Origin of the sequence: Streptomyces massasporeus (assembly GCF_014648995.1) — a bacterium.
Classification (GTDB): Bacteria; Actinomycetota; Actinomycetes; order Streptomycetales; family Streptomycetaceae; genus Streptomyces; species Streptomyces massasporeus.
The window spans coordinates 558,238-581,881 of record NZ_BMSE01000002.1; the positions used below are offsets into that span (position 1 = coordinate 558,238).

The window sequence follows — 23,644 nt, forward strand, 5'->3', positions numbered from 1 at the left end:
GAACTGTTCCGCAGCAGCGCCAAGCGCAAAGGAGGCCGTCGTGAGACGAGTGCGCCCTGGGACTCAAGTGTCCCGCGGTGGTGCCGGCTCCCGTGCGGCCGGTGAGGAGCGCGCCCTGACGAGCGTGGCGGCCGGGGACCGGTTCCAGGGCGAGGAACCCGGCGACACCCCGCGGCTGTGGCACGTCACCCTCAGCGTCTCCGGCAAGGAGGCCCCGCTCCCGGAGGTCCGGCGCGCCCTGGAGCAGCTCGCCCACGACCATCCCTTCTTCCTGACCAGCCGATACGCGGTCGACCACGCGGAGATCCGCTACTGGGAGGAGGCCCGCGACCTGCACGACGCGGCCGCCGTCGCCCTGCGCCTGTGGGGGGAGCACCGGCAGACCGCCGGGCTGCCGCCCTGGGAGATCGTCGGCCTGGAGGTCATCGACCGCGCCACGTACCACCAGCGCATCGCGGAGGGGTACGGGCCGCCCCCGGCCTCGCCCGTCGGAGTTCACCCGTTTTGATCCGGTCCGGGAAACGTCTCGGGGTGTGAAACGCGCGATGAACGGATCCGCCGGGCGCACTACGCTTCCCTCATGACCACGCTTTCGCCGTACGACTCCATGTCCCCGGTCACCGAGGCCGCCTACCGCGCCAAGGCCGCCGCCGCGACCCTCGCGCCGCTGCCCCGGGCCGAGAAGGACGACGCGCTGCTCGCCATCGCGGACGCGCTGGAGGTCCGTGCGAGCGAGATCGTCGAGGCCAACTCCAAGGATGTCGCCAAGGCCCGCGAGGCCGGCATCAGCGAGGGCATGATCGACCGGCTCACGCTCACCCCCGAGCGGATCCGCGCCATCGCCTCCGACGTGCGCGACGTGGCCGCGCTGCCCGACCCGGTCGGCGAGGTCGTCCGCGGCTCCACGTTGCCCAACGGCATCGACCTGCGCCAGGTCCGCGTGCCGCTCGGCGTCGTCGGGATCATCTACGAGGGCCGCCCGAACGTCACCGTCGACGCCGCCGCCCTCTGCCTGAAGTCCGGCAACGCGGTCCTGCTGCGCGGCTCCTCCTCGGCGTACCAGTCGAACACCGCCCTGGTGCGCGTCCTGCGCGACGCCGTCGGCGGGGCCGGACTGCCCGCCGACGCCATCCAGCTCGTCCCCGGCGAGAGCCGCGACAGCGTGCGCGAGCTGATGCGCGCCCGCGGCCTGGTCGACGTGCTCATCCCGCGCGGCGGCGCCTCCCTGATCAACACGGTCGTCCAGGAGTCCGTCGTCCCGGTCATCGAGACCGGCACCGGCAACTGCCACGTCTACGTCGACGCGCAGGCCGACCTCGACATGGCCGTCGAGATCCTGATCAACTCCAAGGCCCAGCGGGTCGGCGTCTGCAACGCCGCCGAGACCCTGCTGGTCCACCAGGACATCGCCGCCGCGTTCCTGCCCCGCGCCCTGGACGCCCTCGCGGAGGCCGGCGTCACCGTGCACGCCGACGAGCGCGTGCAGGCCTACGCCGGGGACTCCAAGGCCACCGTCGTCGAGGCGACGGCCGAGGACTGGGAGACCGAGTACCTGTCGTACGACATCGCCGCCGCGGTCGTGGACTCCCTGGACAAGGCCGTCGAGCACATCCGGCTGTGGACCTCCGGCCACACCGAGGCCATCGTGACGACCTCCCAGCAGGCCGCCCGCCGCTTCACCCAGCTGGTCGACTCGACCACCGTCGCCGTGAACGCCTCCACCCGCTTCACCGACGGCGGCCAGTTCGGCTTCGGCGCCGAGATCGGCATCTCCACGCAGAAGCTGCACGCCCGCGGCCCCATGGGCCTGCCGGAGCTGACCAGCACGAAGTACATCGTCACCGGGGACGGGCACGTACGGCGCTGACCCGCGCTTCCCCGCAGCGCGGGGGTATGCAAGCAGCCGTATGACCGTGCAGGTCATCCTGATGGCGCAGACGCGCGCGACCGGAGTGCCCGGGCGGGACTGCGCCGTCCGGGCCCCGCGCGAGCCGTCTCAACCGGCGGATGAATTTCCGTACCGTCTGCCCAAATTGACCCCCCAGGTCTACTCTGGATTCGTGCCGGAGGACGTGGGGGGCACGCCGTTTCCGGACGGCCGGGAGCCCGACGACGACCACGACCGCGGGGTGTCGGACGAAGAGTTCGCCTCCGTGGTCTTCGACGAGGCCTTCGTACGCGCGGCCGTGGTGCACGAGCCGACAGCGGTGGAGCGCCTCCTGGCCGCGGCGCAGGCGAGAGCCGAGGCCTCCGAGGCGGAGTCGCGCCGCGCCCACACCAGAGGCGAACGCTTCGACGACCGGTACGGTCCGGACGGGCGGGGAGATTTCGGCCATGATCCCGACCTCGACGAGTTCGACGACCCCGATGTCATCGAGGGCCACTACGGCAGCACCGGGCCGTACTCCAAACAGGTCCGCTGGCACCGCCCCGTCGCCTGGCTGCTCGCCCTCGTGATGGGCATCGGCATGGTCGCCCTGGCCTTCACGGCGGTCTACCGGGGCGCGTCCTCCAACCGGGACGAGCCCGCGCCACCGCCCGCCTCCACCGGCCTGGAACAGGGCAGCGGAGCCGCCCCTTCGGCTTCCGCCGACTACTCCCAGCCGGCCGTCTCGGTGATCCCCCGCAGCCCCTGACCGGAACCCGCCCATCCTGGTGAGAACCTGTCAGAACTTGTGGAGCAGCCGGGCGTTTACCCGAGCTTCCGGCGACCTACCCTGAAGATATGGGCGGGCCAGGAAACCCACCTGAGGGGGGTCCCGAGGGCGCCCCCGGAGGTGGAGAGGACGAGTACCGATCCGTCGTCTTCGACGAGTCGTTCGTCCGTGCTGCCCGCCTCCAGGAGTTCTCCGCGCAGGAGCGCATCGCCGACCACGCGCCCGCCGTGCGACGCCGGCCGCCCCTGCGCCGGGGCCTGTCCCGGCAGGCCCTGGTCCTGGTCCTGCTGATCGCCGTCGCCTTCGGCACCGCGATCTACATGGGCGTACGGCACCCCTACCAGGCCCCCGCCGCCAGGGAGCCCATCGAGCCTCTGCGGATGACCGTCATCCCGCTCGCCCCCGAGGGCAAGGTGCCCGGCACTCCCGACCTGGCGAACCTGTACGAGCACAGCCCCGCCGCACAGTTCCGGACCGGCGCGGAGGGCGTGCCACTGCCCGCCTCGCGGCGCACCGCGCACTTCTCGGACAGCCAGGTCGTGAGCGCCCTGAGCACCGCCAAGGACTACATCGTGCGGTCGGCCCTCGACCCGGAGGTGCTCACGGGCGGAGAGGTCAGGGCCGTCCGCGTACTGCTCGACCCCGAGCAACTGGACCAGTTCGACCAGAGCTTCACCCGCCCCACCGCCGACGGCCGCCACGCGCCCACCGGCTGGCTGGTCCGCTTCGACCCCTCGCGCGCCCAGCTCGCCGACCACAAGGTCCGGGTCCAGGGCACGCTGCAGGCCGCCGAGGCCGACGCGTCCACCCTCGAGGTCACCGCCGACCACACGTTCGTGTACGCGCTGCGGGCGACCGGGTCCGGCTCCGGTGGCAAGGACGAGGTGTCCCTGTTCACCCTCCGGCGCGAGCTGCACTTCCGCTTCGACCGCGACGACCTGCGGCTGCACCAGACCCAGCTCGTCGTCTCCTACGTCCAGGCCGGCCCGCTCTCCTGCGCCGAGGACTCCACGAACCATCTGAGACCCCTCCTGGCCGGCCAGACGGCCAAGGAGGGCGGCCCCGCGGGCACCGACCCCTACGCCACGGGCAGCGCGACGGCCCTGTGCGGCACGCTGGCGACGAGCGCGCAGCCGAAGGTCTGAGGGGCCGCAGGGCCGGAAGGGGTCTAGCTGTCTAGCTGCCCTCGCGCGGCGGCCGGTCGTCCCCCGAGGAGTCCGACGGGCCCGTCTGTGGCCCCTGGGGCGGCTTCGGGGACGCGTTCGTGAAGCCGCCGAAGCCGCGGCGGACCCGGTCGCCCAGGTCGCCGGCGCCGCCCGCGAGGTCGGTGACCAGCTTCATCAGCGGGTCCTTGGAGCTCTTCACATGGCTGCCGTAGTGGTTCGCCGACTCGCGCCAGGAGTCCCGGACCGAGGTGTCCTTGTCCTCGTCGCGCCGCGGGTAGTGGCCGTCCATGATCCGCTGGTAGTCCCGCGACTCGGCCCACTTCTTCAGCTCGGCCGCCCGCACGGTGGTGAAGGGGTGGGAGCGGGGCAGCACGTTGAGGATCTTCAGCACCGAGTCGCGCAGGTCACCGCCCGCCTCGTACTCCTCGGCCTGCGCGAGGAACGCGTCCACGTTCATCTCGTGCAGGTGGTTGCCGCCCGCGATCTTCATCAGACCCCGCATGGAGGCCTGCAGATCCTGCCCGACCAGCAGCCCGGCCCGGTCCGCTGAGAGCTCCGACTTGCGGAACCACTCCCGCAGGCCGGTCACGATCGCCATGATGGCGAGGTTGCCCAGGGGGATCCAGGCGACCCGGACGGCGAGGCTGGTCAGGAACAGCAGGATCGTCCGGTAGACCGAGTGACCGGACAGCGCGTGGCCCACCTCGTGCCCGACGACCGCCCGCATCTCCTCCTCGTCGAGGAGCTCCACGAGGCCCGTGGTGACGACGATGATCGGCTCGTCCAGACCGATGCACATCGCGTTCGGCTGCGGGTCCTGGTTCACGTACATCGGCGGGACCTTCTCCAGGTCCAGGATGTAGCAGGCGTCCCGCAGCATCACGTTCAGATGGGCGAACTGCTGGTCCGAGACCCGCACCGAGTCGGACAGGAACAGCAGCCGCAGACTGCGCTCGGGAAGCAGGCCGCTGAGCGCCTTGAACACCGTGTCGAAACCGCTCAGCTTGCGCAGCGCCACCAGGGCGGAGCGGTCGGCCGGGTGCTCGTAGGTGCGCGAGGAGATCCCGGGGAAGCGCCTGCGCTGCCTGCTCGGCACGTGCTCGTGCCCGTTGTGCTCGTGGCCGTCGGACATGTCTTCCCCCAGCGTCTGGTGTGACCTTTGCGGCCCTTTGTGCGGGCTTTTGCTTCCCCGAGGCAGAGCCCAGCCTAGGCGGAGTTACGGTGGTCGGGCAGTACAGCGAAGGAGACCACCGTCATGGAGCACCACCCCGCATCCGCCTGGCTCGCCGGGGCCGCGAACGCCGCCGGGGGACAAGGACCGGGGATGCTGCGGATCGTGCTGATCGTGATGATCCTGGGCTGTGCGCTGACCGCGTGGTTCCTGCTGCGTGGCTACAGACGGAAGGACGACTGAGGCCACGCGAAGGTTCCCCGCCGGGCCCCCGGGACCGGCCCCGGCGGCGGCACGCGTGACGGCCCGCGGCGTGAACAAGCGGAGTCGGGGTGATCGCGGAACGGGCGCCCGCTTACGATGAGCCGACGTCTTTAACCCGCCCTCACGCGATAGGTCCTGCCGAAGATGAGCTTCCACAGCACCGCTGCCCAGTTGGTCACCCTCGCCGCCGAGGGTGAAGAGCACGGCGGAAATCACGAGAGCCTCAGCCCCTACCTCACCGGCGGTGGCGCCCTCTTCATCCTGCTGCTCCTGCTGTGGATCACCACCCGCTTCAACCGCGACCGCTGAGACCGGCGGGGCATCCCGCCGAGGATGCCCGGGGGACCACGGGGGCGGCCGGAGCCCTCAGGCAGGGCCGGTAGGGTCTGCACGCATGGGAGAGCAGGACATGCCTACCGGTCCGGCGAACGAGACGCCGCACGACCCGGCACGGGACACGGCGAGCGGAACCGAGCGACACTCGGAGCCCCGCCGTGCCTCCGCGGTGGCCGGCCGGACCGGCGGCCCCGGAAAGAGCCCGTCGCGACCGGGCAAGCGTCGCCTCGGTGTCATGGGCGGCACCTTCGACCCGATCCACCACGGGCACCTGGTGGCGGCCAGCGAGGTCGCCGCGGCGTTCCACCTCGACGAGGTGGTCTTCGTGCCGACGGGCCAGCCCTGGCAGAAGACCCACCGCAGCGTCTCCCCGGCCGAGGACCGCTACCTGATGACGGTCATCGCGACCGCCGAGAACCCGCAGTTCTCCGTGAGCCGCATCGACATCGACCGCGGCGGCCCCACCTACACCGTGGACACGCTGCGCGACCTGCGCGCGCTCAACCCGGACACGGACCTGTTCTTCATCACCGGCGCCGACGCGCTCGCCCAGATCCTGACCTGGCGGGACAGCGAGGAGCTGTTCTCCCTGGCGCACTTCATCGGGGCCACCCGGCCGGGCCACCACCTGGACGACTCCGGACTCCCGGAGGGCGGTGTCTCGCTCGTGGAGGTTCCGGCTCTGGCCATCTCCTCCACGGACTGCCGTGCGAGAGTCGCCAAGGGCGACCCCATCTGGTACCTGGTGCCGGACGGCGTCGTGCGCTATATCGACAAGCGCGAGCTGTACCGCGGCGAGTGAGCCGAGAGGGGCACCGGTGAACGACCGATACGACGCGGGGTCCGCGGGATACGGCGCCGACCAGTACGAGCTCGTCGGCTACGACGAGTACGGCCAGCCTGTCTACCGGCAGGTCCCGCCACAGCAGACCCAGCAGCAGACCTACGACCCGTACACCCAGCAGCACCAGCAGGGCTACGGCTACGACCCGTACGCGCAGCAGGGGCAGCAGCAGGGACAGCAGCCCCCGCCCGCCTACGACTACGGCACCGGCGGGCAGCCCGCTCCCGACTACGGCTCCTACGACCCGTACGGCACCGCCACGCACCAGGGCGGTGCCGCGCAGGGCGCCCCGCACGACCCCTACGGCCAGACCGCCGCCGGTACCACCACCGGCCGGCAGCCCCGAGTCGCCGAACAGACCGCTCACATCCCGCAGCAGGCCGGCCCCGACCACGACCGGGAAGCCCCCGACGAGCCGCAACGGGATTACCACACCGAGCAGTTCGCCTTCGTCGAGGAACCGGACGCCAACTCCGAAGACGTCATCGACTGGCTGAAGTTCACCGAGAACCGCACCGAACGCCGCGAGGAGGCCCGGCGCCGGGCCCGCGGCAGGATCGTGGCCCTGGTGGTCGTCCTCGCACTCGTCGTGGCCGGCGGCGTCGGCTACCTCTGGTACGCGGGGAAGCTGCCCGGTCTGTCGTCCGAGGACTCCAAGGCGGGCACCGCGACGGCCGCCGGCGCCCAGAAGCGCGACGTGATCGTCGTCCACCTGCACGACACCAAGGGCGGCGGCACCTCCACGGCCCTCCTCGTCGACAACACCACCACCGAGCGGGGCACCACCGTCCTGGTACCCAACTCCCTCGCCCTGACCAGCGACGACGGCACCACGACGACGCTCGCCAAGTCGGTCGAGGACGACGGCTCCGACGGCACCCGCGACGCGCTCGACACGGTCCTCGGCACCGACATCGAGGGCACCTGGCGCCTGGACACCCCCTACCTGCAGAACCTCGTCGACCTCGTCGGCAACATCGACGTCGACACCGACGCCGAGGTGCCCGACCCCGCCGCCAAGAAGAAGGGCGAGGCCCCGCTGGTCAACAAGGGCCGGGACCAGACCCTGAGCGGCAAGATGGCGGTCGCCTACGCCACCTACCGCGCCCCCGGCGAGGCCCAGAACGCCCAGCTGGAGCGCTTCGGCCAGGTCATGCAGGGCGTCCTGCGCAAGATGTCCTCCGACCCGCAGGCCGCGACGACCACCATCCAGACCCTCGCGCAGATCCTCGACCCGTCCCTCACCGACAAGGACCTCGGCACCTTCCTCGCCGGGCTCTCCGACCTCGCCAAGGGCGGCGACGTCAAGACCGATCTGCTGCCCGTCCAGAACGACGGCACGCTCAGCGCCCAGGCGAGCGCGCGGGTCGTCAAGAACGTCCTCGGCGGCACCGCCAAGAGCCCCGACAAGGACGCCGCCGTCAGCGTCTCGGTGCAGAACGCCACCGGCGTCAAGGACAACACCGAGAAGGCCCGCGTCGTGCTCCTCAACGGCGGCTTCACCTTCCTGGAGGGCGGCACCGGCACCGCCCGGACCATCTCCCAGGTCGTCTACGCCGACGCCGCCGACAAGGCGAACGCCGCCGAGGTCGCCAAGACCCTCGGCCTGTCCGCGGGGTCCGTCTCGAAGGGCAAGACCTCGGGGAGCGCGGACGTCTCCGTGGTCCTCGGCCAGGACTACAAGCCGTCCGCCGGCTAGTCGACGGGAGCGCGCTCCCCACGTGATCCCCGTAATCGCGTGGGGGGCTCGCTGCGGTCCGTGAGACCCTTGGTGTCAAGTGTCCGCCGACCGAAAGCCATGCAGTGACCGTGACCGACCGCTCTCACGAGCTGATCAACACCGCCGCCCAGGCGGCCGCCGACAAGCTGGCCCACGACATCGTCGCCTACGACGTCAGTGACGTGCTGTCCATCACGGACGCCTTCCTGCTGGCCTCGGCACCCAACGACCGCCAGGTCAAGGCGATCGTCGACGAGATCGAGGAGCGCCTCTCGAAGGAACTCGGCGCCAAGCCGGTGCGCCGCGAGGGCGACCGCGAGGCCCGCTGGGTACTGCTCGACTACGTCGACATCGTCGTCCACGTCCAGCACAGCGAGGAGCGCGTCTTCTACGCCCTGGAGCGGCTGTGGAAGGACTGCCCCGAGGTCGAACTGCCCGAGGAGGCCAAGGCCACCCGCGGGAAGGCCGAGGAGCACGCCAAGCTGCGGGCGGCCGAGGAGGCGGCGGAGCTGGACGGTGACTGGCGGTGACCTCCTTCAGTGAGGCGTCCGCCGGGAAGGGCCGTGGCCGTCGCGTCATCCTGTGGCGGCACGGCCAGACCTCGTGGAACGTGGAGCGCCGTTTCCAGGGCAGCACGGACGTCGAGCTGACCGAGACCGGCCTCGCCCAGGCCCGCCGCGCCGCCCGGCTGCTCGCTTCCCTGAAGCCGGACGCCGTGGTCGCCTCCGACCTGCGGCGCGCAGCGGCCACGGCCGCCGAGCTCGCCACGCTCACCGGCCTCGACGTCACCCACGACGAGGGGCTGCGGGAGACCTACGCGGGCGCCTGGCAGGGCCTGACGCACGACGAGATCATCGCCCGGTACGGCGAGGAGTACGCCGCGTGGAAGCGCGGTGAGCCCGTCCGCCGCGGTGGTGGCGAACTGGAGACCGAGGTCGCCGACCGAGCCGCCCCCGTGGTGCTGCGGCACGCCGAGAAGCTCCCCGACGACGGCACGCTCGTCGTGGTCAGCCACGGCGGCACGATCCGCACCACCATCGGCCGCCTGCTGGGTCTCGATCCCCACCACTGGGAGAGCCTCGGCGGACTCTCCAACTGCTGCTGGTCCGTGCTCGGCGAAGGCGCCCGCGGCTGGCGTCTGCTGGAGCACAACGCCGGCACCCTGCCGGAACCGGTGCTCGGCGACGACGACTGACCCCCGGATTTCACTTTCCGGCAGGTCGCAGGCTAAAGTTCTTCTTGTTCGCCCCGCCAAGCGGGAAGAGCACGAGGGGCTATAGCTCAGTTGGTAGAGCGCCTGCATGGCATGCAGGAGGTCAGGAGTTCAATTCTCCTTAGCTCCACGTCAAGATCCCGTTCCCGCGCAGGGGGCGGGATTTTTCGTGCTCCGGCTTGAGTCACTCGGGCTCGCTCAGGCGTATACCTCTACGGCTCCGCCGGGTGCCGTGTCCGGACTGGTACTGAGGCGTCGCTGACCGTATTGGTCCGGCCGTGGCAGAATCAAACGGCCGGAAGGGGGCGCGGCCCGACGGGAGGAGTAGCGATGCCTGCGAGCATCCGCGAGGAGGTCGACCACCTCCTCGAAGCAGCGTTCACACGGGAGATGTCCACCCGCCTCAGCTGCCCTTCCTGCGGTTCCGCGCATGTGGCCCAGATGCTCGGCGACAACGGCGGGATTTCCTACGTGTGCACGGCCTGCGGCCACAGCTGGAGCTGATCGATGGGTGCACACAGGCGGAAGTGCGACTGGTGCGGCAGCGGGACTCCGATCGTCCGCGACATGGAGCCGATCAATCCCGACTACCAGTACTGGTGCGAGGAATGCGCGCGGGCGCTGATCATAAAAGGCGACCCGATCGAGACGTACCGCGAGTTGGAGGGCGAGCCGATCTACGGCCGGCTTCTGGAGGAGCACTGCACGCTCAAGCGGTTCTACTCGTTCGTCACGGCATAACGGGCATTTCGGGCAAAGCGAAACCGATTTGGTGTTGGGCCTGATGGGCCAGTAATGTTGGCGTCGCCGCCGGGGAAACCCGGAGGAGCACTGGCAAGGGGCTATAGCTCAGTTGGTAGAGCGCCTGCATGGCATGCAGGAGGTCAGGAGTTCAATTCTCCTTAGCTCCACAGCAGATGAGAAGGCGGGCCATCCGAATCGGATGGCCCGCCTTCTTCGTGTGCGTCGTCCTGAGAAGTGTCGCCCGGGTGTGCTCACGGCGGGCCCCGCGGGGCCCGCCGTGTCTGTGCTCAGCGGCCGAGAGCGCGGCGGCCGCGGCCCTGGGAGAGGACCGGGAGGTTGCGGGACGGCGCTCCCGGCGCGCTCGCCTCCTCGAGGCGCAGCGCCAGCGCCGGGCAGCGGCGCACCGCGCGTAGAGCCTTGGCCTCGGCGTACCGCGGGACCTGCGCCTGCGCCACGGTCGGGAAGCCGTCGGCGCCCAGCTGGAACACCTCGGGGAGGATGTCCGCGCACAGTCCGTGGCCCCGGCACAGCGTCCAGTCCACGTAGATCTTCTGGCGGCTGGGGCCGTTCTCCTCGGACTCTCCGCCGCCCGGGATGCCCGTGGGGGCCCTGCCCCCCTCGAAGAGCGGCAGAACGCCCTCCACGGGCCGCCCGCAGCCGTTGCCGAGGACGTGGGCGGCCAGGTCGTCGGTGAAGGCCTTGATGGTCGACTCGATGAACATCGCGGAGCCGTCCGGGTGCGAGCACGCCCCCCGCCGCTTCACGTTCTTGGCGACCTGCTTGAGGGCCTCCAGGGCGGCCGGCCCGCCGCCGTTGAGGATGTCCTCCAGGCCGCGTGCGGCGGCCGGCAGGCCGAGGTAGCAGGGGCCGCACTGGCCCGCGCTCTCCTCGGCCAGCCACTGCGCCACCCGCAGCGACTCGCCCAGCGGGCAGGTGTCCTGAGTGATCGGCAGAATCGCGCCGGCGCCGAGCGCGCCGCCCACCGCGTCCAGGGAGTTGCGGGAGACGACCGCCTCGTTGACCGTCGCCGCGTCGATCCACTTGCCGTGGTAGCCGCCGGTGAGCACGCCCTGCGGCACCGGCGGCGCGCCGGCGAGCTGCAGGACGTACCGCAGCGGCACGCCCGTCGGGACCTCGATCACCATGGGGCGGGCGACCGCGCCGGAGACCGTGAGCATGACGGTGCCCGGCTCGTCGTACAGGCCGGTGTTGCCGTAGCGCTCCGGGCCGATACGGGCGGCGATCGCGAGCTGGGCGAAGGTCTCGGCGTTGGACAGCAGGGTGGGTGCGCCGCCGACGCCGTTCTGCGAGGCGCTGACCTTGCGGCCGGGCGGGACGGCCGGGCCGCCGTCGATCGAGCGGATCAGCGACGCGGCGGCACCGGTGACCATGCGGACCGGGTTGCGCTGGACACGCGCGCGCAGCGCCGACCGGCGGCCGTTGCTGAGGCCGCGTTCGGCGAGCGCGGCCTCCATGGAGCGCTGGGTCGACTCACGGGTGACCCCCACCACGAGCGTGCGGGCACCCAGGGCCTCGGCGCACAGCAGCGCGCCGTCCAGGATCAGATGCGGGGCACGGTTGATCAGCACCGTGTCCTTGCGGCAGGCCGGCTCGTCCTCACTGCCGTTCACGACGACGACCGGCCGGACGCCGCGCTTGATCGCCGCATCGGCGACCGAGCGCAGCTTCTTGTGGAAGGGGAAGCCCGCGCCGCCGCGGCCCTTCAGGTTGATGCGTTCGGCGAGTTGCGCGAGCTGCTCGCCGCCCATCGGCTCGAGCGGCCCGTGCACCTTGAGATGCATGGGCAGATCGAGCCGATCGACAAGGTCGAAGCCCGACGTGAGCTGGGGAAGACCGACTACACGGACTTCGGGTACGTCGGGCAGGGCCTCGTTCACTTAAAGCCTCCGGAAGGCGTGTTCCAAGGTTCGCCCGATCCCGGTGCGTCGAAGTCATAGGACGCACCGGGGTTTGTTTCATTGGCGGGACCGCTGTTGTACGTGTCGTTCGGGTAGTACGTGTCGTAGACGGCATTCGTCTCACCCGTGTCGTACACATCACTCGATCCGTAGCCGGCGGCGCCTGGATTGCCATAGGCCGGGATGCTTTGTCCAGTGTCCTGGAAGGGGTCGTAGGGCGGGATGTTGAAGCCCGTGTCCTGGAGCGGGTCGTAGGCCGACGGCGGGGCCTCGCCGACCGGGGGCGGGGACGGGATCGGCCAGTTGCCCGAGGTGCTGGAAGGACCGTCCACGGTCGGGATGACCTCGGTGGGCTGCATGTCCAGCGGCAGTTGCATGCTGGTCGTCGGCCCGGGCGCGAAGGCCTGCCCGCCCTGGGGAGGGCCCGAGACGGCCCGGTAGGCGGCGGCGAAGCCGTTCGCCGGTTCCTTGGCCGCGCCGCGTTCCGCCTTCTCGTACAGCGGTCCCGTCGGGGACGCCGCGGCGCGCGCGGAGGCTCCCCGGCCCTCCTGGTCGCCGCGCGCGAACCCGCCCGCCGCCCGGGCCCGGCTTTCCTCCAGGTCCCTGCGGCCCAGGCCGTCGCCGGGTCCGATCATCGAGGCGATCTTGTCGGCGACCTTGCGCTTGACCTGGCGCGGGGCAGCGCGCAGGGCGAGCGCTCCGGCCACGCCGGCCAGGGACAGGCAGTACAGGATGACGAAGATCGGCTTGGCGGAGCGACCCGCGTAGAGTCCGTGGACCAGGGCGGCGCACCAGGCCGGGTAGGCCAGCATGTGCATGGCTCGCCAGCGCGCCGCGACGGGCGCGGGGGACGCGAAGCGGTTGCGCAGCACGCCGGTGATGCCTACGAAGATCATGAGCATGCCCGCCAGGGTGCCCAGCCCGATCAGGAACGACCTGCCCCCGACCACTTCCTCGTCGGTGAACACCAGCCCGAAGGGGATCACCGCGGCGATCCACGAGGTGTGGGCCAGCGCCAGCTTCACGCCGATGTGCACCAGCAGGAAGACGATCGAGGCGACGGCCGTGGTCCGGTGCACGGCCTGCGCCAGGATGCGGCGGCGCGTGTCGAGGAGGACCCGGTCCTGGGCGATCAGGCCCCAGATCACCGAGCACGTCAGACACACGAGGGACAGCACGCCCGCACCGAAGTTGAGGAACTCGGCGAACGAGTCGTCTGCCGTGGAGTCGTAGGGGTTCACGACAAGCCTCCCCACGTCCCGGCGACCGGGTGTAGGGAGGTGTTACTGCGATGAGGGTTCATGGGGGCAACTCCGAGCGGTTCGGGAAAGCAGCGGTCCCGCTGCCGAACTCTAAGCGGAGTCATACCGATCAGTACGAGGTTTGAGTTATTGCGTTGTTATCAAAGGACAATGTGCTTGTTGTGATGTCCTTTAGCGGCTGTTACGCGAAGTAACTATTGACCTTGGTTCAGGTTTTCGGGCGCCGGGGTGGCCCCGAAAGTGCGTCGCGACGCGCTGAGGGCCTGCGGTACCCTAGCGCCATGCGTGCCGTACGCCTTCTGCTTAGCGGGCCGCGCTGATCAGTCCCGGCCACCGGACGAGTCGAGTGGCCGGCATCGGCGCGGCGTCCCCTCCTGTGTGAGGGGATTTTTCGTTTCTCGAACCAGACAGCCGCAGGCAGAGACGATCGATGGAGCTTTGAGGATCATGAGCGAGACGAACCCCGCCGTCACCTCCGAGGTGGCGGCGCCGCACCGCTACACGGCCGCCATGGCTGCCGAGATCGAGGCACGCTGGCAGGACTTCTGGGACGCCGACGGCACCTACGCCGCGCCCAACCCCAAGGGCGACCTGGCCGGTGACCCGGAGATCGCCGCCCGCCCCAAGAAGTTCATCATGGACATGTTCCCGTACCCCTCCGGTGCGGGCCTGCACGTCGGTCACCCCCTGGGCTACATCGCCACGGACGTCTTCGCGCGCTTCCAGCGGATGACCGGCCACAACGTCCTGCACACCCTGGGCTTCGACGCCTTCGGCCTGCCCGCCGAGCAGTACGCGGTGCAGACCGGCACGCACCCGCGCGTGTCCACCGAAGCCAACATGGAGAACATGAAGTCCCAGCTGCGCCGGCTGGGCCTGGGCCACGACAAGCGCCGGTCGTTCGCCACGATCGACCCGGACTACTACAAGTGGACCCAGTGGATCTTCCTGCAGATCTTCAACTCCTGGTACGACCACGACGCCCGCCGGGCCCGCCCGATCGCCGAGCTGGTCGCCGAGTTCGAGTCCGGTGAGCGTCCCGTACCGGGCCACACGCGCGCGTGGAGCGAGCTGAGCGCCGCCGAGAAGGCCGACGTCCTGGGCGAGTTCCGGCTGGCCTACGCCTCCGACGCGCCGGTCAACTGGTGCCCCGGGCTGGGCACCGTGCTGGCCAACGAGGAGGTCACCGCCGAGGGCCGCTCCGAGCGCGGCAACTTCCCCGTCTTCAAGGCCAAGCTGCGCCAGTGGAACATGCGCATCACGGCCTACGCCGACCGCCTGCTGGACGACCTGACCGAGCTGGACTGGCCCGAGGCCATCAAGCTGCAGCAGCGCAACTGGATCGGCCGCTCCGAGGGCGCCCGCGTCGACTTCCCCATCGACGGCGAGCGCATCACGGTCTTCACCACCCGCCCCGACACCCTGTTCGGCGCCACCTACATGGTGCTGGCGCCCGAGCACCCGCTGGTCGAGAAGTTCACCCCGGCCGCCTGGCCGGAGGGCACCCACGAGGTGTGGACCGGCGGCCACGCGACCCCCGGTGAGGCCGTCGCCGCCTACCGCGCCCAGGCCGCCTCGAAGTCCGACGTGGAGCGCCAGGCCGAGGCCAAGGACAAGACCGGCGTCTTCATCGGCGCGTACGCCACCAACCCGGTCAACGGCGAGCAGGTCCCGGTCTTCATCGCCGACTACGTCCTGATGGGCTACGGCACCGGCGCGATCATGGCCGTCCCGGCCGGCGACCAGCGCGACTTCGAGTTCGCGCGCGCCTTCGAGCTGCCGATCCACTGCATCGTCGAGCCGACCGACGGCCGCGGCACGGACACCTCGACCTGGGAGAACGCCTTCGCGTCGTACGACGCGAAGATCATCAACTCCTCGAACGACGAGGTCAGCCTGGACGGCCTGGACGTCGCCGAGGCCAAGGCCCGCATCACCGAGTGGCTGGAGCGGTCCGGCGTCGGCGAGGGCACCGTCAACTTCCGGCTGCGCGACTGGCTGTTCAGCCGCCAGCGCTACTGGGGCGAGCCCTTCCCGATCGTCTACGACGAGGACGGCATCGCGCACGCCCTGCCCGAGTCGATGCTGCCCCTGGAGCTGCCCGAGGTCGAGGACTACTCGCCGCGCACCTTCGACGCGGACGACGCCGACACCCAGCCCGAGACCCCGCTGTCGCGCAACGAGGACTGGGTGAACGTCACCCTGGACCTGGGCGACGGCCGCGGCCCGCGCCCGTACCGGCGCGAGACCAACACCATGCCCAACTGGGCCGGTTCCTGCTGGTACGAGCTGCGCTACCTGGACCCGCACAACTCCGAGAAGCTGGTCGACCCGGAGATCGAGCAGTACTGGATGGGCCCGCGCGAGGGGCAGCCCCACGGCGGTGTCGACCTGTACGTCGGCGGCGCCGAGCACGCCGTGCTGCACCTGCTGTACGCGCGTTTCTGGTCCAAGGTCCTGTACGACCTGGGCCACGTCTCCTCCGCGGAGCCGTTCCACAAGCTGTTCAACCAGGGCATGATCCAGGCCTACGTCTACCGCGACAGCCGTGGCATCGCGGTGCCGGCCGCCGAGGTGGAGGAGCGCGACGGCGCCTACTGGTACCAGGGCGAGAAGGTCTCCCGCCTGCTGGGCAAGATGGGCAAGTCCCTGAAGAACGCGGTCACTCCGGACGAGATCTGCGCCGAGTACGGAGCCGACACGCTGCGCTTGTACGAGATGGCGATGGGCCCGCTGGACGTCTCCCGGCCGTGGGACACGCGCGCGGTGGTGGGGCAGTTCCGGCTGCTGCAGCGGCTGTGGCGCAACATCGTCGACGAGGCGACCGGCGAGCTGACCGTCGTCGACGCCGAGACCGACGAAGAGACGCTGCGCGCCCTGCACAAGGCGATCGACGGGGTCCGCGGCGACCTGGAGGGTATGCGGTTCAACACCGCCATCGCCAAGGTCACCGAGCTGAACAACCACCTGACCAAGGTGGGCGGGGCCGTGACCCGACCGGTCGCCGAGGCCCTGGTGCTGATGGCCGCGCCGCTGGCCCCGCACATCGCCGAGGAGCTGTGGCGCCGGCTGGGGCACACGGACTCGGTGGTGCACCAGGACTTCCCGGTGGCCGACCCGGCGTACGTCGTCGACGAGACCGTAACCTGCGTCGTGCAGGTCAAGGGCAAGGTCAAGGCCCGGCTGGAGGTCTCGCCGTCGATCTCCGACGACGAGCTGGAGAAGGTCGCGCTGGCCGACGAGAAGGTCGTCGCCGCGCTGGGCGGTGCGGGGATCCGGAAGGTGATCGTGCGCGCGCCGAAGCTGGTGAACATCGTTCCGGCGTAGCCGCCGGGCGTACGGCTGCTCTCGAGGTGGTCCGCCTGGGCTCGGACCGTTCTCGGTTCCGCTCAAGGGGCAGGGCGGCTCTCGGGGTGGTCCCCTACGGGCAGGTTCGGGGTTTTTCTGGAACTCCGGACCTGCCCGTTGCGTTTACCGTTGAAGAGCGACGTGAGGCGCCGCGACGTCCTGAGGAGGAGCCCTTGTGGAAGCAGTGATCGCAGTCTTCGCCCTGCTCTTCGTGCTCTTTGTCGGGCTCGGGGTGTACGCGACGGTGAAGGCGGTCGGCGCCGCCAAGCGCGGCGTGGACCGCGGTATCACCCAGGCCCGCCGCACGGTCGAGGACCACACACTGCGCGCCAGGTCCTTCGCCCAGCCCGGCGCCGCGGGCGAACTCGCCCAGCTCCGGCTGAAGCTGCGCACCTCGATGCGGGCCACGCAAGAGGCGCTGCAGGCGGCCGTCGCCGAGGACGAGTCCCTGAAGGAGTCCCTCGGCCTCTTCGAGCGGCTCAGTGCGCACGGGCACGAGCTGGACGACGAGCTCAAGCGCCTGGAGTCCGAGCCGGACCGCGCCGCGCTCACCGAACGGCTGCCCGGGCTGCGCGAGCGCACCGAACGCATCACGCACTCGGCGGACTCGCTGCGCTGGGCGGCCCGCGACCGCGCCCGCCGCTTCGCGGACGACGACCTGGACTCGCTCAGCGCCCAGATCGACCTGGAGTCCGGGGCCCTGCGGCACTGGACGGCGCCGGAGCCGCAGCCCGCGTCCTCGCCGCAGCCCGCGTCCTCCGGGCAGCACGCGTCGTCCTCGCGGCCGGGCTCGGCGTCGCAGTCCGCCGCGCCGCCGCCCTGGCCCGAGGCGCCCGCCGCCGATGCCACCACGGCCGGGCAGACCTGGCAGGACGCCGCGCAGTCGAGCCCCGAGCAGGAGCCGGTGCGGCCCGCCATCACGCCGCCCGCAGCGCGCCCGACCTACCCCTGGCAGAAGAAGCCCCGTCCCGAGAGCACCACTTGATCCGGCCAGTGGCCCCGCAGGGCGCGGGGGCCGGGCTGCCGCACGGGCGCTACGGCAGGTAACCTCCAGCTCATGTCCCGCCATGTCGCGATCGTCACCGATTCAACGGCCTACCTGCCGACCCGGACGATGGAGCGTCACGGCATCACCGCGGTACCTCTGACCGTGGTCCTCGGCGACCGGGCGCTGGAGGAGGGCACCGAGATCTCGACCCGCGCCCTCGCTCAGGCTTTGCAGAAGCGGCGCCCCGTGACGACCTCGCGGCCCGGTCCCGCCGTCTTCGAGGAGACCTACCGCAAGGTCGCCGAGTCCGGCGCCACCGGCATCGTCTCCCTCCATCTCTCCGCCGAGCTCTCCGGGACGTACGACGCGGCCGTCGTGGCCGCACGGCAGGCGCCGGTGCCGGTGCGGGTGGTGGACACGGGCATGATCGCGATGGCGCTCGGGTTCTGCGCGCTCGCCGCGGCGGAGACCGCGGAGTCGGGCGGGACGGTCGACGAGGCCGTCGCGGCCGCCGAGAAGAGGGCCGCGGGCACCTCCGCCTACTTCTACGTCGACACCCTCGACTACCTGCGGCGCGGTGGGCGGATCGGCGCCGCGCAGGCCCTGCTGGGCTCGGCGCTCGCGGTGAAGCCGCTGCTGCAACTGGCCGACGGCCGTATCGAGCCGCTGGAGAAGGTGCGGACCGCGTCCAAGGCGATCGCCCGCCTCGAGGAGATCGCGGCCGACCGTGCGGGCAGCGCCCAGGTGGATGTCGCCGTCCATCATCTCGCCGCCCCGGACCGGGCGTCGGCTCTCGCCGACCGGCTGCGGACGCGGGTGTCCGGGCTGGCCGATCTGCATGTCAGCGAGGTCGGGGCGGTGATCGGGGCGCATACGGGACCCGGGCTGCTGGGGGTCGTGGTTTCGCCCCGGTGAACGTTGCTGTGGGACTCCGGCCGCCCGTGTGAGTGACGGAGTTATCCACAACCGGGGGATTGTCCCCGGGAATTGACCAAGATCATCGCGGGTGGGCCGGAGTGGCCGATCCTCGTCGCATGGCACTTCGATCACGTTCACGCACAGCGACCGCGACCAGTGGGCCGGGCCGTCATCCGGCGTCCGACGGGCGCGTCCGTCATCACCGACGCCCGCCTGTCGCGCGCGGGCGGGCCCGGCAGCGCCATGCCTCTGCGGAGGAACTGCGGCGGCGGGCGGGGGTGTTGTTCGGCGAGCACGCACGGCAGGCAGAGCGGGCAGGACACGCAGAGCGGGCAGAGCACGCAGGGCCGGCCGGGCCTCCTGGGCGTGCCGAGCCGGTCGAACCGGCCGGGGAGCGGCGGGAGTCGGGGCAGGGACCGCCGGGCTGGGTCGGCCTCGACGGGACTCCGCGAGGACGTGCTGGCCGCCCCGCGCTCGCGGAGCCCATGGATGGTCACCCGGAGGCGGAACCCATGGGCGGTCTCCAGGGCGAGGACGTCCGCGTGGGTGGGGGAGTCTGGCGGGAGCGGGCCAGGTCGGCGCTGCGGGAGCGCATGCCGCTGTGGTTGCAGGCCAGGTGCGGTCTGGAGCGGCGGAGCGTGCTGGCGCTGGCGGTGGTGCTCGTCGTCGCCGCGGCCTTCGCCGTGCAGCACTTCTGGGCAGGCCGAACCCAGTCCGTGCGGCCGCCGGAGGTGGTGCGGGCGGCGGTGCCGTACGGGGTGGGGCAGGAGAGCGGGCAGACCGGAGGGAAGGACGGCCCGGGCGCCGCGCGGGCGCCTGCCGGTGCCGCCTCGGGGGCTTCCACCGGGTCCGTGAAGGCGGGGGCGCCCGAGATCGTCGTCGATGTGGGCGGCAAGGTGCGTGAACCAGGGATCCACCGGCTGCCGGCCGGCTCGCGGGTCGCGGACGCGCTGCACGCGGCGGGCGGGGTGAAGCCCGGCACGGACACCGACGGGCTCAACCGCGCCCGGTTCCTCGTGGACGGCGAGCAGGTGATCGTCGGAGGGCCGGCTCCCGCACCGGCTCCCGGGGCGGGTGGTGGTTCGGCTCCGGGCGGCCCGGCCGGTGGGGTGGCCGGGCCGGCCACCCCCATCCCCCTCAACACGGCCACCGCGGACCAGCTCGACACCCTGCCGGGGGTCGGTCCGGTGCTGGCGCAGCACATCATCGACTACCGCACGCAGCACGGCGGTTTCCGTTCCGTGGACGAGCTGCGCGAGGTGAATGGCATCGGCGATCCGACGTAGACAGGGAGACCTCCAGGCCGGTCCGGCTTAGGCCACCCCACCCGTGGGCGGTGCCGACGTTTGTCGGAGCTATCTAGGGAATGGCCTACCTTCCAGACCAGCGCATAGCACGACATGTCTGGATGGTGGTCTCAGTGGACGCCACGCCGCAGCGAGCGGTCCTGCTCGTACGAATAAGTGACGACAAGGCCGAGGACGCGGCAGGCGTCGGCCGTCAGGAAGCGGACGGCCGCAAGCTGGGCGACCGTCTGGGGTGGGGTATCGCCGAGGTGCTCGTCGAGAACGACACCTCCGCCTTCAAGCGTCGCAAGATCAAGCTTCCAGACGGCACCACGGCCCTCCGGACCGTCCGGCCGAAGTTCCGTACTGCACTCGACAAGCTCAGTTCCGGGGAACGTGACGGACTGCTTGCGTACGACCTCGACCGCATCGCCCGCGACCCACGCGACCTCGAAGACCTGATCGACGTGGTGGAGTCCCACGACCCTCGCATCCCCGTCCAGAGCGTGACGGGGTCGCTTCGGCTCTCCAACGACGCCGACGTGACCATGGCCCGCGTCATGGTTGCCGTCGCCAACAAGGCCAGCCGCGACACCCGCCGACGCGTCGCCCGCAAGCATGTGGAGCTGGCGGCCGAGGGGAAGTGGAACGGCGGCGGCTTCAGGGGCTACGGCTTCACCCGCAAGGGCATGGAGATCATCCAGGAAGAGGCCAAGGTCATCCGAGACATCGCCGCATGGGTGCTGGACGGCCGCTCCCTCAACTGGATCAAGGACGTACTGAATCGCCTGAAGGTGCCCACGGTCACCGGAAAACCGTGGAACGCACGGAGTGTCCGGAGCGTCGTCACCAAGCCGTCTGTGGCCGGGTTGAGGGCTCACAGAGGCGAAATCGTCGGCCCCGGCCAGTGGGAGGCGATCCTCGACCGCGCCACATGGGAGGCCGTCTGCGCCACGTTGGCGGGACGGGTGCGCAACGTCGATCTGACCCTGAAGCGGTGGCTCACGGGCGTCCTGCACTGCTCTCAGTGTCACCGTGAGATCTCTGGTGCGCAGGGCAACGGCGGCCCCCGGTACTGGTGCTCGACGCCGCACGGTGGCTGCGGAAAGATCGCCGTCAACGCGGCCAAGGCCGAGGCGGAGGTCGAGCGGCAGGTGCTCGACCTCATCACCCGGCCGCGCATCCTTGAACGGCTGGATCACATCAGCCGCAGCGAGGTGACCGATGACGCCCGGCGTGAGCTGGTCGACGATGAAGCCCAGTTGAAGGAGCTCGCCGGGATGTGGGCACGCAAGGAAATGACCCTGGGCGAGTACCGCGAGGCGCGGAAGATCATCGAAGACCGGGTCAAGGGCTCCCGCGCCCTGATCAACGCGTCGGCCCCGCGTGCCCTGCGCCGCCTGCTGGCCGGGGACGTGCGTGCCAACTGGGCGGCGCTGTCGGCGGCGGACAAGCGTGACATCGTGCTGACCCTGGTGCCCGAGGGGTACGAGGTGCTGCCGCACGACCGCTCGCGCGGTAATCCGTTCCAGCCCGAGCGCCTGCGGCCCGAGCACGTCACCTCAGCGGCGTGAGGCCCCGTCGTCGTCCTCCAAAGAACGAGGGCGACACCCTCGAAGTGCTCAACGTCGACCAGCTTTGAGCGAAGGTCTCCTCTTCAAGATCCACCGTCCTGACATTGAGGAGTCCAACCGGAGGTTCAAAGCAGCCCTTCGCCTTTGGTGTTGTGGGAGGTCAAGGCCCGGACGGTCCCACGAGGAACGTCACTCGACGCCTACTGAGCGGCACACCGACCCCGCCGGGGTCTGTGCATGGGATGGCCTGGCGTGTTTTGGAGATGAGGTGCATAGCGGGGCAATACGGGTCTGCACCCCGAGCGGCACGCGGAGTCAATGTCGCGGGGGCGGCAGAGGCTAGTCGTCAACCGCTAAGCCCACCAGGGAGGAGACGCCAATGCTTCCCGATGTTCCGTTCTCCGGCCGGAAGCTCCGGACAGTCCGCAAGGCCAAGGGGATGACGATCCTCGGACTGTCTCACGCAGCCGGATCTACGCCCGCCACCATCGCCAACTACGAACACGGCCGCTTCCGACCGGCCACTCCCGACCGGCTGTCTCGTCTCGCCACTGCACTGGGCGTGAGCGTCGAGGACCTCCTCGACGACGCCGCATGAGGGCCGACGACGAGCGCCCCGACAACCCCCTCGTGCATGCCGTAGGCGACCTGTCGGACACCCAAATCCGGAGGCTTGCCGCGCTGCTGCGACTCGGAGAGGGGCGGGACCGGGACTCCGAACGACACGAGGAGGCGGCGTGACTCGAAGGCAACTGGCCACCTTCCACCCCGCCGAGTGGCTCGACGGCTGCGTGCCGACGACCCGTGCCGACGTGCTGGCCGCGTTCGCCGCCTGGCGCCGAGCCCGGAGGTCGCACCGGCGGGAACGGGCGGCGTGCGGCGAACCGCCGGTGTCGGCGTGGTTCGAGGCCCAGCAGTTCGCGGAGGCGCTGGCGGCCCTGGCAGCAAGCAACGACGACGACGAAAAGCCGCCCAGATCGTGACACCGCCCCCGGCCGGTAACCGGGGGCGGCATCCCACATCAACACGACCCGCAAGAAAGTCGAGCAGATGATCAATTGGATACCGAATAATACCGCCCCTCGTCCTAGCCTCGCCTTCACCGATCCGCCGGCGTACAACCGCATCAGCTTCCTCGCCGACCACGCGGCGATGCTCACCGAGGAGGGCCAAGCCAAAGTCCGCGCGTCGGTCGAGCTCGCGCACTTGGCCGCGTTCGACGAGGCGCTGCGCATTGCCACGGACAAGGCAACGGAGGGCACGTACGGGAAGCTGGTCCGGGCGCTCGTCGATGCCTCCGACGTCGACTTGCTGCCCGATCCGGAGCCGCTCATCGACGCCATCCTCGACAGGGACACCCTTGTGTGGATGTACGGGCCGCCTGCCTCATACAAGTCGTTCCTGGCACTCCACATGAGCGGGTGCGTGGTCACAGGGGACCGCTTCTGCGGCCATGCCGTGATGCGCACCGGGACGGTCCTCTACCTCTGCGCCGAGGGCAAGCGCGGTCTCAAGAAGCGCGTGAAGGCGTGGGAGCGGCACCACGGCAAGACGATGAAAGGGGTCAAGTTCCTCCCCGTGGCCGTCCAACTCCTCGATGACGAGCAGGTCGACGCCCTTGTCCGGCTGTGCGGGGAGACCGGCCCCGTGCTAGTCGTGATCGATACTCAGTCGCGGTGCACGGTCGGCATGGACGAGAACTCCAACGGCCAGATGGGGCAACTGGTGGACGCCGCAGACCGGATACGGAAGGCGACGGGGGCGTGTGTGCTGCTCCTCCACCACACCGGACGGGACGGCAAGGGGCTGCGCGGGGCGTCGGCCATGGACGGCGCTGCCGACGCAATGATCAAAGTCGAGGCCGACAAGGGCGCGGGCGCGGTGACGATGTCCAGCGGCAAGCAGAAGGACTCCGCCGAATTCCCGCCCATCACGCTACGTGTCCAGGTGGAAGCGGAGAGCCTCATCTTGTCTCACGAGCCCGTAAGAATTTCCACCGGGGGTGAAGGGGAAGTTCTCAGGGTTCTCACCGAATGTTTCACGACGGCGGCAGCTAGCCCGAGCAAGATCATCGAACTCGCGGACGCATCCAAAGCGACCGTGTACCGCGCCCTAGAGTCCCTGGTCGCAAAGGGTGCAGTGATCAACTCTGGCAGCAAGACGCGACCGCAGTACAGCCTCGCCCAAGGGCAAGATCAGATCCCAAATTCTCACTCGTCTAACTGAGGTTTCTC

The 23,644-nt window shown here is 70.4% G+C and carries 23 protein-coding genes and 2 tRNA genes; 22 read left to right on the forward strand and 3 right to left on the reverse strand.

What is annotated here, in order from left to right; genetic code table 11:
* Positions 1-40: 40 nt before the first annotated feature.
* The 4 genes from IE153_RS07325 to IE153_RS07340 all read left to right on the forward strand — a co-directional run bounded on the left by IE153_RS07325 (position 41) and on the right by IE153_RS07340 (position 3,802).
* Positions 41-508: a DUF8830 family protein gene (locus IE153_RS07325; protein WP_436849274.1), complete on the forward strand. Its 468-nt coding sequence runs from the start codon at positions 41-43 to the stop codon at positions 506-508.
* A gap of 72 nt (positions 509-580) precedes the next feature.
* The gene (locus tag IE153_RS07330) at positions 581-1,867 is read left to right on the forward strand and encodes a glutamate-5-semialdehyde dehydrogenase (protein WP_189588929.1); all 1,287 of its coding nucleotides are present in this window, start codon (positions 581-583) and stop codon (positions 1,865-1,867) included.
* Between the two features lie 193 nt (positions 1,868-2,060).
* Positions 2,061-2,636 carry an SCO2584 family spore wall biosynthesis protein gene (locus IE153_RS07335; RefSeq protein ID WP_455755061.1) on the forward strand — a complete coding sequence of 192 codons (576 nt, stop codon included), beginning with the start codon at positions 2,061-2,063 and terminating at the stop codon, positions 2,634-2,636.
* 89 nt (positions 2,637-2,725) lie between these two features.
* Positions 2,726-3,802, forward strand: a complete 1,077-nt coding sequence (locus IE153_RS07340) for an SCO2583 family membrane protein (RefSeq protein WP_189588931.1) — start codon at positions 2,726-2,728, stop codon at positions 3,800-3,802.
* Positions 3,803-3,833: 31 nt separating this feature from the next.
* Here IE153_RS07340 and IE153_RS07345 read toward each other — a convergent pair whose 3' ends face one another.
* Positions 3,834-4,955, reverse strand: coding sequence for a M48 family metallopeptidase (locus IE153_RS07345; RefSeq protein WP_189588932.1), 1,122 nt, complete (start codon positions 4,953-4,955; stop codon positions 3,834-3,836).
* Positions 4,956-5,078: 123 nt separating this feature from the next.
* Between IE153_RS07345 and IE153_RS07350 the strand changes: the two genes are divergently transcribed.
* The 10 genes from IE153_RS07350 (at position 5,079) to IE153_RS07395 (ending at position 10,282) form a co-directional block, all read left to right on the forward strand.
* On the forward strand, positions 5,079-5,237 hold the full coding sequence (locus IE153_RS07350; protein WP_189588933.1) for a hypothetical protein: 159 nt from the start codon (positions 5,079-5,081) through the stop codon (positions 5,235-5,237).
* A gap of 165 nt (positions 5,238-5,402) precedes the next feature.
* Positions 5,403-5,567 (forward strand): hypothetical protein, encoded by a 165-nt coding sequence (locus IE153_RS07355; protein WP_003990192.1) that lies wholly within the window; start codon positions 5,403-5,405, stop codon positions 5,565-5,567.
* A gap of 85 nt (positions 5,568-5,652) precedes the next feature.
* Positions 5,653-6,396, forward strand: coding sequence for a nicotinate-nucleotide adenylyltransferase (nadD, locus tag IE153_RS07360; RefSeq protein WP_189588934.1), 744 nt, complete (start codon positions 5,653-5,655; stop codon positions 6,394-6,396).
* Positions 6,397-6,412: 16 nt separating this feature from the next.
* Complete coding sequence (locus IE153_RS07365; protein ID WP_189588935.1) at positions 6,413-8,137, forward strand: LCP family protein; 1,725 nt, start codon at positions 6,413-6,415, stop codon at positions 8,135-8,137.
* A 104-nt stretch (positions 8,138-8,241) separates the two neighbouring features.
* The gene (gene rsfS, locus IE153_RS07370) at positions 8,242-8,688 is read left to right on the forward strand and encodes a ribosome silencing factor (RefSeq protein WP_031108827.1); all 447 of its coding nucleotides are present in this window, start codon (positions 8,242-8,244) and stop codon (positions 8,686-8,688) included.
* Positions 8,679-9,353: a histidine phosphatase family protein gene (locus IE153_RS07375; RefSeq protein ID WP_435811843.1), complete on the forward strand. Its 675-nt coding sequence runs from the start codon at positions 8,679-8,681 to the stop codon at positions 9,351-9,353. The genes rsfS and IE153_RS07375 overlap by 10 nt, the downstream gene beginning before the upstream one ends.
* A gap of 75 nt (positions 9,354-9,428) precedes the next feature.
* Positions 9,429-9,501: transfer RNA gene (locus IE153_RS07380), tRNA-Ala, on the forward strand.
* A gap of 200 nt (positions 9,502-9,701) precedes the next feature.
* Positions 9,702-9,875, forward strand: a complete 174-nt coding sequence (locus IE153_RS07385) for a hypothetical protein (RefSeq protein WP_101927779.1) — start codon at positions 9,702-9,704, stop codon at positions 9,873-9,875.
* A gap of 3 nt (positions 9,876-9,878) precedes the next feature.
* On the forward strand, positions 9,879-10,112 hold the full coding sequence (locus IE153_RS07390) for a hypothetical protein (RefSeq protein WP_006136074.1): 234 nt from the start codon (positions 9,879-9,881) through the stop codon (positions 10,110-10,112).
* A 97-nt stretch (positions 10,113-10,209) separates the two neighbouring features.
* A tRNA-Ala gene (locus IE153_RS07395) sits at positions 10,210-10,282 on the forward strand.
* A gap of 120 nt (positions 10,283-10,402) precedes the next feature.
* Here the strand turns inward: IE153_RS07395 and IE153_RS07400 are convergent.
* Both IE153_RS07400 and IE153_RS07405 read right to left on the reverse strand, forming a co-directional pair.
* Positions 10,403-12,013, reverse strand: a complete 1,611-nt coding sequence (locus tag IE153_RS07400) for an NADH-quinone oxidoreductase subunit NuoF family protein (RefSeq protein ID WP_189588937.1) — start codon at positions 12,011-12,013, stop codon at positions 10,403-10,405.
* Positions 12,010-13,275, reverse strand: a complete 1,266-nt coding sequence (locus IE153_RS07405) for a ferric reductase-like transmembrane domain-containing protein (protein ID WP_189588938.1) — start codon at positions 13,273-13,275, stop codon at positions 12,010-12,012. The genes IE153_RS07400 and IE153_RS07405 overlap by 4 nt, the downstream gene beginning before the upstream one ends.
* A 468-nt stretch (positions 13,276-13,743) precedes the next feature.
* Here IE153_RS07405 and leuS point away from each other — a divergent pair, with 468 nt between their 5' ends.
* From leuS to IE153_RS07445, 8 genes are all read left to right on the forward strand, one after another.
* Positions 13,744-16,623, forward strand: a complete 2,880-nt coding sequence (gene leuS, locus IE153_RS07410; protein WP_189588939.1) for a leucine--tRNA ligase — start codon at positions 13,744-13,746, stop codon at positions 16,621-16,623.
* 196 nt (positions 16,624-16,819) lie between these two features.
* On the forward strand, positions 16,820-17,629 hold the full coding sequence (locus IE153_RS07415; RefSeq protein WP_189588940.1) for a hypothetical protein: 810 nt from the start codon (positions 16,820-16,822) through the stop codon (positions 17,627-17,629).
* Between the two features lie 72 nt (positions 17,630-17,701).
* Positions 17,702-18,547, forward strand: coding sequence for a DegV family protein (locus IE153_RS07420; RefSeq protein WP_031111637.1), 846 nt, complete (start codon positions 17,702-17,704; stop codon positions 18,545-18,547).
* A gap of 119 nt (positions 18,548-18,666) precedes the next feature.
* Entirely contained in the window at positions 18,667-19,836 is a 1,170-nt protein-coding gene (locus tag IE153_RS07425; RefSeq protein ID WP_189588941.1) for a ComEA family DNA-binding protein, read from the forward strand.
* A 122-nt stretch (positions 19,837-19,958) separates the two neighbouring features.
* The gene (locus tag IE153_RS07430; protein ID WP_189588942.1) at positions 19,959-21,410 is read left to right on the forward strand and encodes a recombinase family protein; all 1,452 of its coding nucleotides are present in this window, start codon (positions 19,959-19,961) and stop codon (positions 21,408-21,410) included.
* A gap of 379 nt (positions 21,411-21,789) precedes the next feature.
* Positions 21,790-22,008: a helix-turn-helix domain-containing protein gene (locus IE153_RS07435; protein ID WP_189588943.1), complete on the forward strand. Its 219-nt coding sequence runs from the start codon at positions 21,790-21,792 to the stop codon at positions 22,006-22,008.
* A gap of 139 nt (positions 22,009-22,147) precedes the next feature.
* The gene (locus tag IE153_RS07440; protein ID WP_189588944.1) at positions 22,148-22,393 is read left to right on the forward strand and encodes a hypothetical protein; all 246 of its coding nucleotides are present in this window, start codon (positions 22,148-22,150) and stop codon (positions 22,391-22,393) included.
* Positions 22,394-22,460: 67 nt separating this feature from the next.
* Positions 22,461-23,636, forward strand: coding sequence for a helicase RepA family protein (locus IE153_RS07445; RefSeq protein ID WP_189588945.1), 1,176 nt, complete (start codon positions 22,461-22,463; stop codon positions 23,634-23,636).
* Positions 23,637-23,644: the final 8 nt, after the last annotated feature.

What these genes read in the sequence shown, in the direction of transcription:
- IE153_RS07435 (WP_189588943.1), top strand. Translation starts at nt 21,790, where the DNA reads ATGCTTCCCGATGTTCCGTTCTCCGGCCGGAAGCTCCGGACAGTCCGC.
- IE153_RS07445 (WP_189588945.1), top strand. Translation starts at nt 22,461, where the DNA reads ATGATCAATTGGATACCGAATAATACCGCCCCTCGTCCTAGCCTCGCC.
- IE153_RS07420 (WP_031111637.1), top strand. Translation starts at nt 17,702, where the DNA reads ATGTCCCGCCATGTCGCGATCGTCACCGATTCAACGGCCTACCTGCCG.
- IE153_RS07425 (WP_189588941.1), top strand. Translation starts at nt 18,667, where the DNA reads ATGGCACTTCGATCACGTTCACGCACAGCGACCGCGACCAGTGGGCCG.
- IE153_RS07355 (WP_003990192.1), top strand. Translation starts at nt 5,403, where the DNA reads ATGAGCTTCCACAGCACCGCTGCCCAGTTGGTCACCCTCGCCGCCGAG.
- IE153_RS07330 (WP_189588929.1), top strand. Translation starts at nt 581, where the DNA reads ATGACCACGCTTTCGCCGTACGACTCCATGTCCCCGGTCACCGAGGCC.
- IE153_RS07350 (WP_189588933.1), top strand. Translation starts at nt 5,079, where the DNA reads ATGGAGCACCACCCCGCATCCGCCTGGCTCGCCGGGGCCGCGAACGCC.
- IE153_RS07385 (WP_101927779.1), top strand. Translation starts at nt 9,702, where the DNA reads ATGCCTGCGAGCATCCGCGAGGAGGTCGACCACCTCCTCGAAGCAGCG.
- leuS (WP_189588939.1), top strand. Translation starts at nt 13,744, where the DNA reads ATGAGCGAGACGAACCCCGCCGTCACCTCCGAGGTGGCGGCGCCGCAC.
- IE153_RS07430 (WP_189588942.1), top strand. Translation starts at nt 19,959, where the DNA reads ATGGTGGTCTCAGTGGACGCCACGCCGCAGCGAGCGGTCCTGCTCGTA.
- IE153_RS07390 (WP_006136074.1), top strand. Translation starts at nt 9,879, where the DNA reads ATGGGTGCACACAGGCGGAAGTGCGACTGGTGCGGCAGCGGGACTCCG.
- IE153_RS07345 (WP_189588932.1), bottom strand. Translation starts at nt 4,955, where the DNA reads ATGTCCGACGGCCACGAGCACAACGGGCACGAGCACGTGCCGAGCAGG.
- nadD (WP_189588934.1), top strand. Translation starts at nt 5,653, where the DNA reads ATGGGAGAGCAGGACATGCCTACCGGTCCGGCGAACGAGACGCCGCAC.
- IE153_RS07340 (WP_189588931.1), top strand. Translation starts at nt 2,726, where the DNA reads ATGGGCGGGCCAGGAAACCCACCTGAGGGGGGTCCCGAGGGCGCCCCC.